This window comes from Micromonospora ferruginea (genome assembly GCF_013694245.2).
Taxonomy (GTDB): Bacteria; Actinomycetota; Actinomycetes; order Mycobacteriales; family Micromonosporaceae; genus Micromonospora; species Micromonospora robiginosa.
This window is the reverse complement of record NZ_CP059322.2, coordinates 556,276-571,963: the sequence shown is the minus strand read 5'-3', so window position 1 is coordinate 571,963 and position 15,688 is coordinate 556,276. Positions and strand designations below refer to the sequence as shown.

Below are 15,688 nucleotides of genomic sequence, written 5' to 3'. Positions count from 1 at the left end.
GCGAAGGGAGGATCCGTGCGACGGATCACCATCTGGCTGCTGTCCACCGTGACCGTGCTGGTGCTGCTGTTCAGCTACCGGACCAGCACCATGGGCGCGGAGACCGGCGCGGTCGCCTCCGGGAGCGACCCGGGCGGCGGCTCGTGGAACGGCACGGGCGGCGGCTCGGGACCGTCGGGCGGCGCCACCGGCGACGGCTCCTCGACCGGCGGCTCCTCGACCGGCGGCGGCAGCGACGGCGGTTCCTCGACCGGCAGCGGCAGCGACGGCGGCTCGTCGACCGGCAGCGGCACGGCCACCGGGTCGGTGGCGCAGACCCGGTGGGGGCCGGTGCAGGTGCGGATCACCGTCGCCGCCGGGAAGATCACCGACGTGACCGCTGTGCAGGTGCCCGACGGCAACCGGCGGGACCAGGAGATCAACGACTACGCGGTGCCGATCCTGCGGCAGGAGGCCCTCGCGGCGCAGAGCGCGCGGATCGACAGCGTCTCCGGGGCCACCGTCACCAGCGACGGCTACCGCGAGTCGCTCCAGTCCGCCATCGACGCGGCGCACCTGCGGTGAACGGGCCGGACCGCCGCGCCTGGGTGGAGCAGGTGATGGGGCTGCCGGTCAGCGTGCACCTGCGCGGCCCGGGGGTGCGTACCCCGGCGGTCGAGGAGCGGGTGGCGCGCGTCTTCGCCGACCTGCGCGCCGCCGACGACGTGTTCAGCACCTGGCGGCCGGAGAGCGTGCTCGGCCGGCTCCGGGGCGCGCCACCCGGCCCGGCGGCCACCGCCGACCCGCTGGTGCGCGAGGTGGCCGCGCTCTGCGAGACGGCCCGCGCGCGTACCGGCGGCTGGTTCGACGCCCGCCGCCTGCCGCTGCCGCTGCCGCTGGGCGGCACCGGCTACGACCCGTCCGGCCTGGTCAAGGGCTGGGCGGTGGAGCGGGCCGCCCGGCACCTGACCGACCTGGCCGCGCACGACCTGTGCCTCAACGCGGGCGGCGACGTGCTGCTGCGGACCGCGCCGGGCCGGCCGTCCTGGCGGATCGGCGTCGAGGACCCGGACCGGCCCGAGCGGATGCTCGACGTCGTCGCGCGGGCCGGCGGCGCGGTCGCCACCTCCGGCACCGCGCGGCGCGGCACGCACATCACCGACCCGCGCGCCGGGCGGCCGGCCGCGGCCCTCCGGTCGGTCACCGTGGTCGGCCCGGACCTGCTCTGGGCCGACGTGTACGCGACCGCGGCGGTCGCCGGCGGCGCGGACGCGCCGGACTGGCTGGCCTCCCTGGACGGGTACGCGGCCCTGCTGGTGGACGCCGCGGGCCGGGTCCGGGCCACCCCGGGCTGGCCCGGGGAGCGGGGCCGGGTGACCGTATCGTCTGCCTGACGGCGGACCCGGGCCGTCGCCGAGGCGGGAGGGTGATCCGTGCGCGCCGGTGAGGTCGACAAGAAGCGGCTGTTCGAGCTGCTCTGGGGCGCGCCCGCCGGGCCCCGGCGCGGGCCCCGTCCCACACTCTCCCCGGCCGCCGTGGCCCGCGCCGGCATCGCGGTCGCCGACGCGGACGGGCTCGACGGGCTCGACGGGCTGACCATGCAGCGGGTCGCCGAGTCGCTGGGCGTCACCAAGATGGCGCTCTACCGCTATGTGCCGGGCCGGGCCGAACTGGTCGCCCTGATGCTGGACGAGGCACTGGGCGACCCGCCCCCGCCGCCGGCCGGTCCCGCCACGGCCGACGTGCCGGCCACGGCCGACCCGGACGCCGGTCCCGGCGCAGCCGACATCCCGGCGCCGGCCGGCGGGGGCTGGCGGGCGCAGCTCGACGACTGGACCCGGCGGCTGGTCGAGCGGTTCCGCCGCCACCCCTGGGCGCAGGCGGCGGCCGTGGGCGCCCGGCTGCCCGGACCGAACGAGCTGTCCTGGGTGGAGCGCGTGGTGGCCGCGCTCGCCGGCACCGGGCTCACCGCGACCGAGCGGCTCGACGTGGCCACGCTGCTGGTCGGGCACGCCCGCAACCTGGCCGCCCTGCCACCGGACTCCGGCCGGGACGCGGCGTTCGCCGCCCTGGTGCGCGGCCGCGAGACCCGCTTCCCCGCCCTGGCCACCGCCCTGGCCACCCCCGCCGTCCCGTCCCCCATCCCACCCGGTCGCCCGACCCCACCCTGGACTTCGGCCTCACCCGCATCCTCGACGGCATCCAGACCCTGCTCCACTCCCGCACCCCCGCCTCCCCGCCTCCCCGCCGCCCCCGCCGCCCCCGGTCGATCATGAGGTTGGCGGTCCGACACGCCGGGAGTCGACACCGCCAACTTCATGATCGACGCACCCGGTGGGGGCGGTGCGCCCGGTGCGGGGTGGTCGGGGTGGTGGGGGAGAATGCGGGGCATGCAGTCTGAGTCACATCCGAACGTGCGGGCGGTGCAGCGGGCGCTCGACGCGGCGGGGGCGCGGGACTTCTCCGGGCACGCCAGCGCCGTCCGCCTGCTGCCGGCGGCGGTGCACACCGCCGCCGCGGCGGCCGAGGCGCTCGGCGTCGACGTCGGCGCCATCGCCAACTCGCTGGTCTTCGACGCCGACGACGCGCCGCTGCTGGTGCTCACCTCCGGCGCGCACCGGGTGGACACCGCCGGGCTGGCCGCCACGCTGGGCGTGACCCACCTGCGCCGGGCCACCCCGGACTTCGTCCGGCGGCACACCGGCCAGGTGATCGGCGGGGTCGCGCCACTCGGCCACCCCGGGCCGCTGCGCACCCTGGTCGACACCGCGCTCGAGGGGTACGACGAGGTGTGGGCGGCCGGCGGCGTCCCGCAGGCGGTGTTCCCCACCACGTACGCGGAACTGCTGCGGATCACCGGCGGCGACCCGACCGAGGTGGCGTGAACCCCGACCTCGTCACGCTGCACGTGTGGCGTGTCCCCCGGCGGGCGGTGCCCGGCGCGCTGGCCCGGATGGCGACCCACCCGGCACGGCTGCGCCGGCTGCCGGGCGTGCGCTTCGCCAAACTGCTCGGCACCGGGACCGGCACCGGCTTCGGTCCCGGCGACGCCGACCTGACCCGGTGGGCGGCGCTGGTGGTGTGGGACTCCCCCGCCGCCGCGGCCGGCTTCGACGCCTCCCCGGTCGCCCGCTCCTGGGCCCGCGTCGCCGACGCCGCCGTCCGGGTGGACCTGCGCCCGCTGACCAGCCGGGGCATGTGGTCCGGCCGGGAGCCGTTCGGCGCCCCGTCCGGCGGGCGGGTCACCGGCCCGGTGCTGGCGCTGACCCGGGCCCGGTTGCGGGCCCGCCGGGCGGCCACGTTCTGGCGGGCCATCCCGCCGGTCGCCGCCGAGCTGCACGCCGCGCCGGGGCTGCTCGCCCGCTTCGGCGTCGGCGAGGCGCCGCTGGGCTGGCAGGGCACGGTGAGCGTGTGGCGTGACCCGACGGACCTGGTCGCGTTCGCGTACCGTTCCCCCGAGCACCGCGCCGCGATCACCCGCACCCCCACCGAGGGCTGGTACGCGGAGGAGCTGTTCGCGCGGTTCGCGGTGGGCGACGTGGTCGGCGACCGTACGGTGCTCGGCTGGGTCGCCGCGGACGGCGACCCCCACTCGGCGAGAGGGAACGCATGAGGCTGGTCCGCTGGACGCCGGACGACCTGGTCCGCCGGCTGGACGACGTGGTCGCCGTCTACGGCGAGGCGATGGGCTACCGCGCCGACCTGCTGGAGGCCCGGCGCGGCTACATCGCCACCCACGTCCGGCGGCCCGGGTTCCGCGCCGTCGCCAGCCTGACCTCCGAGGGGCACCTGGCCGGTTTCGGGTACGGCTACCTCGGCGCCACCGGCCAGTGGTGGCACGACCAGGTGCACCGGGCGCTGGACGCGAAGGCCCGGCAGCGCTGGCTGGCCCGCCCGTTCGAGGTGGTGGAGCTGCACGTGCGCCCGCCCGCGCAGGGGCACGGCGTCGGCGCCCGTCAGCTCCGCGCGCTGCTCACCGTGGCCGAGGGGGACACCACGCTGCTGTCCACCCCGGAGGCGGACGAACGGACGTCGCGGGCCTGGCGGCTCTACCGCCGGTTCGGCTTCGTCGACGTGCTGCGCCACTTCCACTTCCCCGGCGACGAGCGGCCGTTCGGCGTGCTCGGCCGAGACCTGCCCCTGCCCGCCGCGGGGCCGGAGCAGGCATGAGCCGAGTCCGGCTGCCCTGGGCGCTGCTGGCGGTGCTGGTGCTGGCCCAGATCTGCTACCCGCTGACCGGCGGCGCGACCCGGGCCGGGCTGACCGTGGCGACCGTGGTGCTCGGCTGGCTGCTCTCCGTCGCCCACGCGCTGCTCACCCGGGGCGCCCGGGTCGCGGCCGCGCTGGTCGCGGTGGTGACCGGCGGCGGGTTCGCCGTCGAGGCGATCGGCGTGGCCACCGGGTTCCCGTTCGGCAGCTACGACTACTCCGGCGAGCTGGGCCCGAAGCTGGCCGGCGTACCGCTGATCATCCCGCTGGCCTGGACCTGGATGGCCTGGCCGGCGTGGCTCACCGCGGTCCGGCTCACCCGGGCGTTAAAAGGGGGCCCCTCCTCTACCGGAGGCGTTAACCGGGGGCCCCGCCTTACCCGGATCGCGCTGGCGGGGGTGGGGTTGGCCGCGTGGGATCTGTTCCTTGATCCGCAGATGGTGGCCGAAGGCTACTGGGGCTGGCGGGACGCCAGCCCGGCGCTGCCCGGGCTGCCAGGCATCCCGGTCAGCAACTACCTGGGCTGGCTGGGCTTCGCCGTGCTGCTGGCCGTCGTGCTGCGCCCGCTCGCCGGGCCGGCCGTCGACCGGGTCGACCGCCGCGACGCCCCGATGTTCGCGCTCTACCTCTGGACGTACGCCTCCAGCGTGCTGGCGCACGCGGTCTTCCTCCGGCTGCCCGCGTCCGCGGTGTGGGGCGCGGTCGGCATGGCGGTGGCCGCGGTGCCGCTGGCGGTGGTGCTGTGGCGGGGTCGCCGGGACCGGACCGTCGCGCCGGATCCCGCGCCCCGGGTCGACGCGCCGGCATGACCGCCGCGCTCGCGCTGGTGGTGGCGGTCGCCGCGCTCACCGGGCACACGCTCGTCAACGCCGTGGCCTGGCTGCGCCGCCCCACCGCCGGGCCGGTCGAGGCCGCCGAGGCGGTGGCGGTGCTGCTGCCGCTGCGCGACGAGGCCGACCGGGTCACCCCGTGCCTGCGCGCGCTGCTCGCCCAGCGCGGCGTGCCGGACCTGCGGATCGTGGTGCTCGACGACGGGTCCACCGACGGCACCGCCGACGTGGTCCGCGCGGTGGCCGGCGCCGACCCCCGGGTCACGCTGCTCGACGGCGTCGCCCCGCCGCCCGGCTGGCTGGGCAAGCCGCACGCCTGCTGGCAGCTCGCCACCCGCGTCGACCCGGCGCCGAGCGTGCTGGCGTTCGTCGACGCCGACGTGGTGCTCACCCCGTACGCGGTGGCGGCGGCGGTGGCCGAGCTGCGCGCGGCGGACGCGACGCTGCTGTCGCCGTACCCCCGGATCGTGGTGCGGACGGCGGCCGACCGGCTGGTGCAGCCGCTGTTGCAGTGGTTGTGGCTGACGTTCCTGCCGCTGCGCGCGATGGAACGCTCGCGGCGGCCCTCGCTGGCCGCGGCCGGCGGGCAGTTCCTGGTCGTGGACCGGGCCGGCTACCTGCGGGCCGGCGGGCACGCGGCGGTGGCCGACAAGGTGCTGGAGGACATCGAGCTGGCCCGGGCGGTGAAGCGGGCCGGCGGCCGGATCGCGCTGGCCGACGGCTCCCGGCTGGCGTCCTGCCGGATGTACGACGACTGGCCGCAACTGCGCGACGGCTACGCCAAGTCGCTGTGGGCCTCGTTCGGGCACCCGGCCGGCGCGGCGGCCGTGCTGGCGCTGCTGTTCGCGCTCTACGTGGCGCCGCCGCTGCTGGCGGTCGCCGCGCTGGCGGCCGGCACGCCGGCGGTGGCCGGGGTCGCCGCGTTGGCCTACCTGGCCGGCGTCGCGGGCCGCGTGGTGAGCGCCCGGGCCACCGGCGGGCGGGCCTGGCCCGACGCGCTGGCACACCCCGTGTCGGTCGTGGTCCTCGGTTGGCTGACCGTCCGGTCGTACCATCTGCGGAAGCGACGCCGGCTCACCTGGCGGGGTCGCCCGGTCACCTAGGAGGGGCACCCCATGGCGCGCATCGTGGTCATCGGCGCCGGCGTGGGCGGCCTTGCCGTCGCCGCCCGGCTGGCGGTCACCGGGCACGAGGTCACCGTCCTGGAACGGGCCGGCACGGTCGGCGGCAAGCTGGGCCGGTGGGCGCACCACACCCCGGAGGGGACGTGGCGCTTCGACACCGGGCCGAGCCTGGTCACCCTGCCGCAGGTCTTCGCCGACCTGTTCGAGGCCACCGGAGCGAAGCTCGACGAATACCTCGACCTGGTCCCGCTGGACCCGATCGTGCGGCACGTCTTCCCCGGCGGCGGCCCCGCGCTGGACTCCTGCGCCGACCCGGACGAGTTCGCCGCCCGGATCGGCGCCGCGTTCGGCGACCGGTCCGCCGCAGACTGGCGGAAGCTGTGGCGGCGCGCCGAGCGGGTGTGGACGGCATCGCACCGGGACATCCTGCGCCGCACCGTGGACTCGCCGCGCGACCTGGCCGCGCTGGCCTGGCGGCTGGGCGACCTGGCCGCCATCGGCCCCGGCCGCACGCTGCGCGGGCTGGGCCGCACGCACCTGTCCGACGACCGGCTGCGGATGCTGCTCGACCGGTACGCCACCTACACCGGCGCCGACCCGCGCCGCGCGCCGGCCGCGCTGGTCGCCGTGCCCTACGCCGAGCTGGCGTACGGCGGCTGGTACCTGCGCGGCGGGCTGGGCACGCTCGCCGACGCGCTGCTGTCGCGCTGCCTGGACCTCGGCGTGGTGGTCCGCACCGACGCGGCGGTCACCCGGATCGACGCCGCGGGTGGCCGGGTGCACGGGGTCCGCGTCGCCGGGTCGGCCGTCCCCGTCCCGGCCGACGTGGTGGTGGCCAACACCGACGCGCTCACCGTCTACCGGGACCTGCTGCCGCACCCGCGCCGGCTGGCCGCGCTGACCGACCGCAGCCTGGCCGGATTCGTGATGCTGCTCGGCGTGCGCGGCGACACCGGGGTGGCCCACCACACCGTGTTCTTCCCCCGCGACTACGACGCCGAGTTCGACGCCGTCTTCGGCGACCCCGGTCGCGGCGTGCGGGCCCGCCCGGCCCCCGACCCGACCGTGTTCGTCACCGCCGCCGACGATCCGGCGGTCCGCCCGGACGGCCACGAGGCGTGGTTCGTGCTGGTCAACGCGCCCCGCCACGGCACCGCCGCGGACGCGGTGGACTGGCGGCGGCCGGGGCTGGCGGAGACGTACGCGGGCCGGATCCTGGACGTGCTGGCCGAGCGGGGGGTGGACGTGCGGGACCGGCTGGTCTTCTCCGAGATCCGCACGCCGGCCGACCTGGACGCGGCCACCGGCGCGCCGGGCGGGGCGATCTACGGCACCGCGGGCGGGCTGCTGCGCCCGGCCAACCGGGGCCCGGTCGCCGGGCTGTGGCTGGTCGGCGGCTCCACGCATCCGGGCGGCGGGCTGCCGATGGTGACCCTCTCCGCGGAGATAGTCGCCCACGCCATCGGCCCCGCCTGGTGAAAGGAGGGGCCCCCGCTTAACGTTTTCGGTAGAGGCGGGGCCCCCGCCTAACACCCGCTGGGCGGTCAGCCGGCGTCGACGAGCGCGCGGCGCACCGCGGAGAGCAACTGACCGAGGCCGAAGCCGGCGAGCAGCACCCACACCGTGGTGGCCATGGTGATGGTGCCGGCGGTCAGGTCGGCGTCGATCAGCCCGGTGAGCCCGGCCACCACCAGCCCGACCAGCGCCACGCAGACCCGGGTCGGCCGCTCCCCCACGGTCACCGCGCCGATCTCCCGCATCCCGGCCGAGACCGACCGGGCCCGCACGTACTCGTGCAGCCAGGACAGGCCGCCGGCCGCGGCGACCAGCGCGCCGGGCGCGCCGAGCAGCCAGAACGCGAGCAGCCAGGCCACCTCCCCGAGCCGGTCGGCGACCGAGTCGTAGACGTAGCCCAGCCGGGTGGTGCGGCCGGTGGCCACCGCGACCGCGCCGTCGACGCTGTCCGCCACGGCGGCCAGCAGCACGAACAACGCGCCCAGGAACGGCCCGTCGCCGGCCCGGCCCGCCAGCAGGGGTACGCAGAAGCAGAGCAGCACCCCGAACACGGTCACCGCGGTCGGGCCGACCCGCAGCCGGCCCAGCACGAAGCCCACGTGGTAGGCGAAGCGTAGCCAGGCGCGCACCACCGGCGCGGCGCTGCGGGGATCGAACCCACCGTGCAGCCGCGCCCACGCGGTCGCGTACTGGTCCCAGTTCAGCTGTGTGCCCACCACGGGATCAACCGTAGAAGGGCGCTCCGGGTGTCGTGTGGCCGGTGGTCACACCCGCGCGTCGGCCCGCAGCCGCTGCCAGACCTCGCGGGTCGCGGTGGAGCGGTTGAGCGTGATGAAGTGGATCCCCGGCACGCCCTCGTCCAGCAGCTTGGCGCACATCTCACCGGCCTGCTCGATGCCGAGGCGGTGGACCGCCTCCGGGTCGTCGGCCACCCGGTCGAACCGTTCGGCCAGCGCGGGCGGGAATGGCGCGCCGGAGAGCTGCACCGAGCGCGTGATGGTGCCGATCTGGGTCACCGGCATCACCCCGGCCAGGATCGGGGTGTCGCAGCCGGCGGCGGCGACCCGGTCACGCAGCCGCAGGTAGTCGTCGGCGTCGAAGAACATCTGGGTGATGGCGAACGCGGCCCCGGCCCGGCACTTGCGGACGAAGTGCGCGGTGTCGCTGGCCACGTCGGGCGAGCGCGGATGCTTGTACGGGAAGGCGGCCACCCCGACGCTGAAGTCACCGCTGTCGCGGACCAGCCGGACCAGGTCCTCGGCGTAGCTGACGCCCTGCGGGTGGGTGACCCACTCGCCGCCCGGGTCGCCCGGCGGGTCGCCGCGCACGGCCAGCACGTTACGGACCCCGACCGAGGCCAGCCGACCGATCACGTGCCGCAGCTCGGCGACCGAGTGGTTGACCGCGGTGAGGTGCGCCATCGGCAGCAGGGTGGTCTCGGTGGCGATCCGCTCGGTCACCGCGACCGTGGTGTCGCGGGTCGAGCCGCCCGCGCCGTAGGTGATCGAGACGAACGACGGGAGCAGCGGCTCCAGCTCGCGGATCGCCTGCCAGAGCAGTTTCTCGCCGGCGGGGGTCTTCGGCGGGAAGAACTCGAACGAGAAGGTGGGGCCGCCGTCACGGACCAGCTCCCCGATCGCCGGCTGCGGATTGGGAAGGACCGAGGGAAGACCGAGCGCCACCCGACGACTGTAACCGGATCGGCCCGCTGTGCCGAGGAGCTTCCCAGCCCGCGAGCGGGCCGGCCGCGACGTCGTACCCCGGGGGTAGAAACGACGCCAGCGCGGTGGGCGGCCGACGGCCGGCCCGGGGGCCCGCGCGGGGGTCGCCACGACGGCGACGCGCCGGTGCGGCACGCACCGGGTGTCCGCGTCGCCACCCCGCGCCGTCGCCCCGGAGGTCCCCGATGATCCCGTCCTCGCCGTCCGGTCCCCGCCTGCTGGGGCCGCTCCTGGCCGAGCTGCGGGCCGCCCGCGGCTGGAGCCAGCAGCGGCTCGCGGCCGAGCTCTGCGCCGCGTCCGGCGTGCCCACGCTCACCCGGCACGAGGTCTCCCGCTGGGAGCGCCAGCTCCGGCTCCCCGGCGACTTCTGGTCCGCCTGGCTCGCCACCGTGCTCGGGGTGCCGGGTGAGCTGCTCGCCGAGGCCGGCGCGCGCAGCCGCCGCCTCGGCGCGACGCCCGCGCGGGTCGACGCCGCCGGATCCCGCGCCCGCCTGGCCCTGCTGACCCTCGCGCACCGCTGGGCGGCCGACCCGACCGGGGGCGCGCTGGCCGGGCCGCTGGCCGACGGCCTGCCACCGCCGGCTGCGCGGTCCGGCCGCGCCGGCCAGCCCGCTCCCGCCGGGCCGGCCGACCCGCCCGGCGAGGGCGGGCTGGCCGTGCTGCGGCGGTGGGACGACCTGCTCGGCGGGGGCGATCTCACCGGGTACGGCGCGCGGCGGCTGCGGCGCGTGGTCCGCGGTCACCGTCTCGCCGGGCCCGCCGGCCGCCGCCGGCTGCTGCCGGAGCTGGCCGAGTCGGCCCAGTTGGCCGGGTGGTTGGCCGCCGACGCGGGCGATCTCACCGGCGGCCTGGTCGCCTACCGGCTGGCGCTGCGGGCCGCGCTGGCCGCCGGGGACCGGCCGTTGGCCGGGCACGTGCTCGGGTCGGCGAGCCACCTGCTGGCCGGCGCCGGCGACCCGGCCGGCGCGCTCACGCTGGCCCGGATCGGGTACGCCGCCGGCCGTGCCGGCGCCTCCGCCGGGCTGCGGGCGCTGCTGCTGCACCGGGTCGCGCTCGCCGCGGCGCTGGCCGGGCGGCGCCGCGCCGCCGGGCAGGCGCTCGCCGGAGCGGACCGGGCCGGCACGCCTGATCCGGGCCGGGAGCCGCCCTGGCTCTACTGGCTCGACGAGGCCGAACTGGCGGCGATGACCGGGCGCACGCTGGTCGCGGTGGGCCGCCCGGCGGCCGCGGTCGCGCTGCTGGCGCCGGTGGTGGCCGGCAGCCGGGGCCGGCCCCGCCGGGCGGCCGTCTACGGGGCCTGGCTCGCCCGCGCGCACCTGCGGCTCGACGCGGTGCCCGAGGCGTGCACGGTGGCCGGCGCGGCGCTGCTCGACGCGGTCCGGTCCGGTTCGCCGCGGGCGGTCGGCCAGCTCACCGGGTTCCGCCGCGGGCTGGCCGACCGGCCGGACGGCAGGCGCTTTCCGGAGCTGCTCGCGGCCGCCCGCCCCTACCTGCCGGTCCCCGCCCGGGACGGGCCCGACCCGACGGGGCGCGGCGCGTCCGGGCGGCGCGCCGGGGCGGCGACGGGGCGTGTCCGGCGGGGACCGACTAGCGTCGGGGCGTGACCCACGCTGCTCCCGTCTCCCCCGTCGACCGCGCCGGCCTGCGCCAGCGGATCGACAAGGCGCTCACCGAGTTCCTCGCCGGCCAGCGCGCCTGGTTGGCCGCCGTCGACGACGGCCTGCTGCCGGTCGCCGAGGCGATCGAGGCGTTCGTGCTGGGCGGCGGGAAGCGGTTGCGCCCGGCCTTCGGCTACTGGGGTTACCGAGGCGCCGGCGGGATCGACTCCGACCAGGTCGTCGCCACCCTGGCCGCGTTGGAGTTCGTGCAGGCCAGCGCCCTGATCCACGACGACCTGATGGACCGTTCGGACACCCGGCGGGGTGAGCCGGCGGTGCACCGGCGGTTCGCCGCCCGGCACCGCGCGGCCGGCTGGGGCGGTGACGCCGACGCGTTCGGTGACGCGTCGGCGATCCTGCTGGGCGACCTGTGCCTGGTCTGGTCCGACGAGCTGCTGCACTCCGCCGGGTTGGCGCCGGCGACGGTGGCGCGGGCCCGGCCGGTCTTCGACGAGATGCGCACCGAGGTGACCGTCGGGCAGTACCTGGACGTGCTGACCCAGGCCACCGGCGACACCTCGCTGGACCGGGCCGGCAAGGTGGCCCGTTACAAGTCGGCGAAGTACACCGTCGAGCGTCCGTTGCTGCTGGGCGCCGCGCTGGCCGGTGCGCCGGCCGAGGTGCACGCGGCCTACTCGGCGTACGGGCTGCCGCTGGGCGAGGCGTTCCAACTGCGGGACGACGTGCTCGGGGTGTTCGGCGATCCGGAGCGCACCGGCAAGCCGGCCGGCGACGACCTGCGCGAGGGCAAGCGGACCTATCTGGTGGCGGCGGCCCTGGAGACGCTCGACCCGGCCGGCCGGGAGCTGCTGCTGGGCGGGCTCGGCGCACCGGACCTGGACGCCGCCGGGGTGACCCGGCTGCGCGAGCTGATCACCACCAGCGGCGCGCTGGCGCGCACCGAGCGCCGGATCACCGCGCTCACCGAGGGCGCGCTGGCCGCGCTGACCGCCGTCGACCTGGACACCGAGGCGCGGCAGGCCCTGGTCGACCTGGCCATCGCCGCCACCCGCCGCGCCGACTGACCCCTCCCCACCCCACCCCACCCCGCCCCCACCCCAGGCTCCGACCCGGTCGATCATGAAGTTGACGGCCGGATCGGAGATCGAATCCACCGCCAACCTCATGATCGACCGCGTGGGTGCCCGGGGCGCCGGGGTCAGAAGGCTACGGCCTGGGCTCGGCGCTTGACCTCGCGGGCCAGGTCACCGGAGAGCGCGGCGGCCGGGGTGCCGGGGAGGCTCGGGTCCTCCCGGTAGAGCCAGCGCAGCGCCTCCTCGTCGTCGTAGCCGGCGTCGGCGAGCAGGTTGAGCACGCCGGGTAGGTGCTTGAGCACGGTGTGGTTGGCCACCAGCTCGGCCGGGATCCGGCGGACGCCGTCGCGGCGCACCGCGAGCAGCTCCCGGTCCCGGATCATCTGGTGCACCTTGCTGATCGACAGCTCGAGGCGCTCGGCCACGTCCGGCAGGGTCAGCCAACCGGCCGGGTCGGTCGGTCCGGGCAGGTCGGCACCGGTCTCGGCGGGTACGGAATCGGTCACCCGACCACCCTGCCACGTGGCCCCGGATCGGGGTGCACGGCACCCCTGGAACCGTTCGGCGCGCGTGCCGGTCCCCCCTCGTCGGACCTCGGCGGTAGCATCCTGTTCATCCTTCACCGTCCCGACACATAGACTGCCTGCCGATGGACACACAGGTCGCCGACACGTTGCTGGGCTCGCTGCTCGACGGGCGCTACCGCATTCGCGGTCGCGTGGCCCGTGGCGGCATGGCGACCGTGTACACCGCCACCGACGAGCGCCTGGAGCGCACCGTGGCGGTCAAGATCATTCACCCGACCCAGGCGCCGCAGGCTCGGGCCCGGATGGCCGGCTTCGTCGAGCGCTTCACCGACGAGGCGAAGACCATCGCCCGGCTCACCCACCCGAACGTGGTCGCGGTCTACGACCAGGGCATCCACGCCGGCCTGCCCTACCTCGTGATGGAGTACGTGCGCGGCCGCACGCTGCGCGACGTGCTCGCCGAGCGGCGCCGGCTCGACCCGGACGAGGCGCTGGCGATCACCGAGCAGATGCTCGCCGCGATCGCCGCCGCGCACCGGGCCGGGCTCGTGCACCGCGACGTCAAGCCGGAGAACGTGCTGGTCGCCGAGGCGCCCGCCGGCGGCAGCGGCAACCTGGTCGACAGCGTGGTCAAGGTGGCCGACTTCGGCCTGGCCCGGGCCGTCGAGGCCAGCGCCGAGGAGGAGAACGGCAACCAGCTCATGGCGACCGTGGCCTACGTCGCGCCGGAGCTGGTCACCCAGGGGCACGCGGACCCGCGCACCGACGTCTACTCCGCCGGCATCGTGCTGTTCGAGATGCTCACCGGCCGGGTGCCCTACGACGGCGACCGCCCGGTCGAGGTCGCCTGGCAGCACGTCGACCGCGACGTGCCGGCGCCGTCGACCCTGGTCCCGGCGTTGCCGCCGGTCCTCGACGCGCTCGTCGCGCGCGCCACCCGCCGCGATCCGGCCGCCCGACCGGCCGACGCCGGCGCGATGCTGACCCAGGTCCAGGCGGTCCGCGATGAGTTGGGCGACCCGCACGCGCACACCGCCGTGCTGCGCCAGATCAGCGACGACACGGCGGTGCTGAGCCAGCCGACCCAGGTGGTGGCCGCGGTCCGTCCGGCCGAGCGGCCGGCGTGGGCCCGGCTGCCCGAGGGCGGCGGCGGGCAGCGCCCGCACCGGCGCCGGGCCGAGGAGCCGGAGGGGCTGGGCGCCCGGCTGGCCGCCCTGCGTACCCGGGTGATGGGCTCGCCGCGCGGCCGGCTGGCCGTCGCCGCGGCGGTCGTGGTGCTCGGCCTGGTCGCGGCGATCGGCGGCTGGTGGTTCGGGGTGGGCCGCTACACGGTCGCGCCGCAACTGGTCAGCATGACCAAGGCCGAGGCGGAGGCGCAGGCCCAGCGCGGCGGCTTCACGCTGCGCTACGCCGACCCCCGCTACGACGAGAAGGTCCCGAAGGACACGGTCCTCGGGCAGGCGCCCGGGTCGGCCGCCCGGATCGTCAAGGGCGGCACCATCACCCTGACGCTGTCGCTCGGGCCGGAGCGGCTGCCGGTGCCCGACGTGGTCGGCAAGGACTACGACCTCGCGCAGACCGAGTTGAGCGGCGCCAAGCTGGTGCCCGCCAAGGGCGCCTCGCGCTACGACGACGCGCTGCCGGCCGGCGTGGTGCTGGCCACCGACCCGAAGGTGGGCACGGTGGTCAAGCCCGGGTCGAAGGTGACCCTGATCCTCAGCAAGGGCCGGGCCCCGGTCACCGTGCCCAACCTGGTCGGCAAGAACATCAACGAGGCGCGCGGCATCCTCGCGAAGCTCGGGCTGACGCCGGAGGAGACCCCGAAGGACTCCGACAAGCCGAAGGACGAGATCCTCGGCCAGAGCCCGGCCGACGGCACCGGCGTGGAGAAGGGCGCCAAGGTCAAGCTGGAGATCAGCAAGGGCCCGCCCCAGGTGGCCGTCCCCCGGGTGATCGACATGCCCTGTCAGCAGGCCAAGCAGACGCTGGAGAGCCAGGGTTTCCCGGTCAACGTCCAGCTCAACCCGAACGGCATCGCCCGGCTGCAGAACCCGGCCGAGAACACCCCGGTCCCGCCGGGCACCACGGTCACGGTGACCTGCCTGTGAGCGCGAGGAGTGAGCCGGTCCTGCGAGCCCCGCAGTCGCGAACGAAGACGGCCCTGTGAGCGAGCCGGCGGCGAGCCCGGCACTCGCGAACAGCGGTGACCCCGTGAGGCGGGCGCCGGTGGCCGGCGACCGCCGGCGGGTCGGCTCGCACACCCCCACCTCCGGTGGGCTGGCCCGGGCGGCGCTGCCGTACGCCGAGGCGGCCGCGTCCGAGGTGGTGCAGGTCTACGTCTCCAACTCCCGCGGCTGGGCGCTGCCGGCCGGTGACCCGGCGCAGGACGCGCTGTTCCGCGACGGCTGCGCCGAGCGGGGCCTGCCCGTCTTCGTCCACGCCTCGCTGCTGGTCAACCTCGGCTCCCCCACCCCGGCCACGGTCACCCGGTCGGCGGAGACGATCGCCCACGCGCTGCGCCGGGGTCGGGCCATCGGCGCCGAGGGCGTGGTGTTCCACGCCGGCAGCTCGGTCGACGCCGGACACGCGGAGGCGGCGCTGCGGCAGGTACGGGAGTCCCTGCTGCCGCTGCTGGACGAGACGGCGGCGGCCGGCGGGCCGATGCTGCTGGTCGAGCCGAGCGCCGGGGGTGGCCGGTCGCTGGCCTCCCGCGTCGAGCACCTCGGCCCCTACCTGGACGCGGTCGACCGGCACCCGATGCTGGGCGTCTGCTTCGACACCTGCCACGCCTGGGCCGCCGGGCACGACCTGGCCGTCGAGGGTGGCATGACCGCCACGCTGGACACGCTGGTCGCCACCGTGGGCGTCGACCGGCTGCGGCTGGTGCACGCCAACGACTCGAAGGACCTGTGCGGCTCCACCCGGGACCGGCACGAGAACATCGGCAAGGGCAGCATCGGTGAGCCGGCGTTCGCCGAGCTGATGCGCCACCCGGCGACCGCCGGGGTGCCGGTGCTGGTGGAGACGCCGAGCGAGAAGCACGTCGGCCACGCCGCCGACATCGCCACCCTCAGGCGCCTCCACCCCTGAC

The 15,688-nt window shown here is 76.9% G+C and carries 16 protein-coding genes; 13 read left to right on the top strand and 3 right to left on the bottom strand.

From position 1 onward, the window contains the following. Positions 1-15 precede the first annotated feature (15 nt). The 9 genes from H1D33_RS02785 to H1D33_RS02745 all read left to right on the top strand — a co-directional run bounded on the left by H1D33_RS02785 (position 16) and on the right by H1D33_RS02745 (position 7,621). Entirely contained in the window at positions 16-564 is a 549-nt protein-coding gene (locus H1D33_RS02785; RefSeq protein ID WP_181569548.1) for an FMN-binding protein, read from the top strand. Then, on the top strand, positions 561-1,373 hold the full coding sequence (locus H1D33_RS02780; protein ID WP_181569549.1) for an FAD:protein FMN transferase: 813 nt from the start codon (positions 561-563) through the stop codon (positions 1,371-1,373). Before H1D33_RS02785 ends, H1D33_RS02780 begins: the two co-directional genes overlap by 4 nt. A gap of 39 nt (positions 1,374-1,412) precedes the next feature. Next, a complete protein-coding gene (locus H1D33_RS02775; RefSeq protein WP_307755339.1) occupies positions 1,413-2,255 on the top strand; it encodes a TetR/AcrR family transcriptional regulator in 843 nt (280 codons plus the stop codon). Positions 2,256-2,369: 114 nt separating this feature from the next. Continuing rightward, on the top strand, positions 2,370-2,864 hold the full coding sequence (locus H1D33_RS02770; RefSeq protein WP_181569550.1) for a YbaK/EbsC family protein: 495 nt from the start codon (positions 2,370-2,372) through the stop codon (positions 2,862-2,864). Then, on the top strand, positions 2,861-3,592 hold the full coding sequence (locus H1D33_RS02765) for a monooxygenase (protein ID WP_181569551.1): 732 nt from the start codon (positions 2,861-2,863) through the stop codon (positions 3,590-3,592). The genes H1D33_RS02770 and H1D33_RS02765 overlap by 4 nt, the downstream gene beginning before the upstream one ends. After that, positions 3,589-4,149: a GNAT family N-acetyltransferase gene (locus tag H1D33_RS02760; RefSeq protein ID WP_181569552.1), complete on the top strand. Its 561-nt coding sequence runs from the start codon at positions 3,589-3,591 to the stop codon at positions 4,147-4,149. The genes H1D33_RS02765 and H1D33_RS02760 overlap by 4 nt, the downstream gene beginning before the upstream one ends. Then, entirely contained in the window at positions 4,146-4,997 is an 852-nt protein-coding gene (locus H1D33_RS02755) for a carotenoid biosynthesis protein (RefSeq protein ID WP_181569553.1), read from the top strand. Before H1D33_RS02760 ends, H1D33_RS02755 begins: the two co-directional genes overlap by 4 nt. After that, a complete protein-coding gene (locus H1D33_RS02750) occupies positions 4,994-6,121 on the top strand; it encodes a glycosyltransferase family 2 protein (protein WP_181569554.1) in 1,128 nt (375 codons plus the stop codon). Before H1D33_RS02755 ends, H1D33_RS02750 begins: the two co-directional genes overlap by 4 nt. A 12-nt stretch (positions 6,122-6,133) precedes the next feature. Next, the gene (locus H1D33_RS02745) at positions 6,134-7,621 is read left to right on the top strand and encodes a phytoene desaturase family protein (protein WP_181569555.1); all 1,488 of its coding nucleotides are present in this window, start codon (positions 6,134-6,136) and stop codon (positions 7,619-7,621) included. A 65-nt stretch (positions 7,622-7,686) separates the two neighbouring features. On the opposite strand, the gene H1D33_RS02740 is transcribed toward H1D33_RS02745, so the two are convergent. Together H1D33_RS02740 and metF are read right to left on the bottom strand one after the other, a co-directional pair. Continuing rightward, complete coding sequence (locus tag H1D33_RS02740) at positions 7,687-8,376, bottom strand: CDP-alcohol phosphatidyltransferase family protein (protein ID WP_181569556.1); 690 nt, start codon at positions 8,374-8,376, stop codon at positions 7,687-7,689. Positions 8,377-8,421: 45 nt separating this feature from the next. Beyond that, complete coding sequence (metF, locus tag H1D33_RS02735; protein ID WP_181569557.1) at positions 8,422-9,339, bottom strand: methylenetetrahydrofolate reductase [NAD(P)H]; 918 nt, start codon at positions 9,337-9,339, stop codon at positions 8,422-8,424. Between the two features lie 224 nt (positions 9,340-9,563). On the opposite strand from metF, the gene H1D33_RS02730 reads away from it, so the two are divergent. Continuing rightward, complete coding sequence (locus H1D33_RS02730; protein ID WP_181569558.1) at positions 9,564-10,982, top strand: helix-turn-helix domain-containing protein; 1,419 nt, start codon at positions 9,564-9,566, stop codon at positions 10,980-10,982. Then, positions 10,979-12,061: a polyprenyl synthetase family protein gene (locus tag H1D33_RS02725; protein WP_181569559.1), complete on the top strand. Its 1,083-nt coding sequence runs from the start codon at positions 10,979-10,981 to the stop codon at positions 12,059-12,061. The genes H1D33_RS02730 and H1D33_RS02725 overlap by 4 nt, the downstream gene beginning before the upstream one ends. 134 nt (positions 12,062-12,195) lie before the next feature. Here the strand turns inward: H1D33_RS02725 and H1D33_RS02720 are convergent, their stop codons facing one another. Then, the gene (locus H1D33_RS02720) at positions 12,196-12,576 is read right to left on the bottom strand and encodes an Rv2175c family DNA-binding protein (protein ID WP_181569560.1); all 381 of its coding nucleotides are present in this window, start codon (positions 12,574-12,576) and stop codon (positions 12,196-12,198) included. A 143-nt stretch (positions 12,577-12,719) separates the two neighbouring features. Between H1D33_RS02720 and pknB the strand changes: the two genes are divergently transcribed. Both pknB and H1D33_RS02710 read left to right on the top strand, forming a co-directional pair. After that, on the top strand, positions 12,720-14,705 hold the full coding sequence (gene pknB, locus H1D33_RS02715; protein ID WP_181569561.1) for a Stk1 family PASTA domain-containing Ser/Thr kinase: 1,986 nt from the start codon (positions 12,720-12,722) through the stop codon (positions 14,703-14,705). Between the two features lie 118 nt (positions 14,706-14,823). Next, on the top strand, positions 14,824-15,687 hold the full coding sequence (locus tag H1D33_RS02710; RefSeq protein WP_181572937.1) for a deoxyribonuclease IV: 864 nt from the start codon (positions 14,824-14,826) through the stop codon (positions 15,685-15,687). Position 15,688: the final 1 nt, after the last annotated feature.

Coding starts and splice junctions, on each gene's coding strand:
- H1D33_RS02770 (WP_181569550.1), top strand. CDS start 2,370: ATGCAGTCTGAGTCACATCCGAACGTGCGGGCGGTGCAGCGGGCGCTC.
- H1D33_RS02760 (WP_181569552.1), top strand. CDS start 3,589: ATGAGGCTGGTCCGCTGGACGCCGGACGACCTGGTCCGCCGGCTGGAC.
- H1D33_RS02755 (WP_181569553.1), top strand. CDS start 4,146: ATGAGCCGAGTCCGGCTGCCCTGGGCGCTGCTGGCGGTGCTGGTGCTG.
- H1D33_RS02750 (WP_181569554.1), top strand. CDS start 4,994: ATGACCGCCGCGCTCGCGCTGGTGGTGGCGGTCGCCGCGCTCACCGGG.
- H1D33_RS02745 (WP_181569555.1), top strand. CDS start 6,134: ATGGCGCGCATCGTGGTCATCGGCGCCGGCGTGGGCGGCCTTGCCGTC.
- H1D33_RS02730 (WP_181569558.1), top strand. CDS start 9,564: ATGATCCCGTCCTCGCCGTCCGGTCCCCGCCTGCTGGGGCCGCTCCTG.
- pknB (WP_181569561.1), top strand. CDS start 12,720: ATGGACACACAGGTCGCCGACACGTTGCTGGGCTCGCTGCTCGACGGG.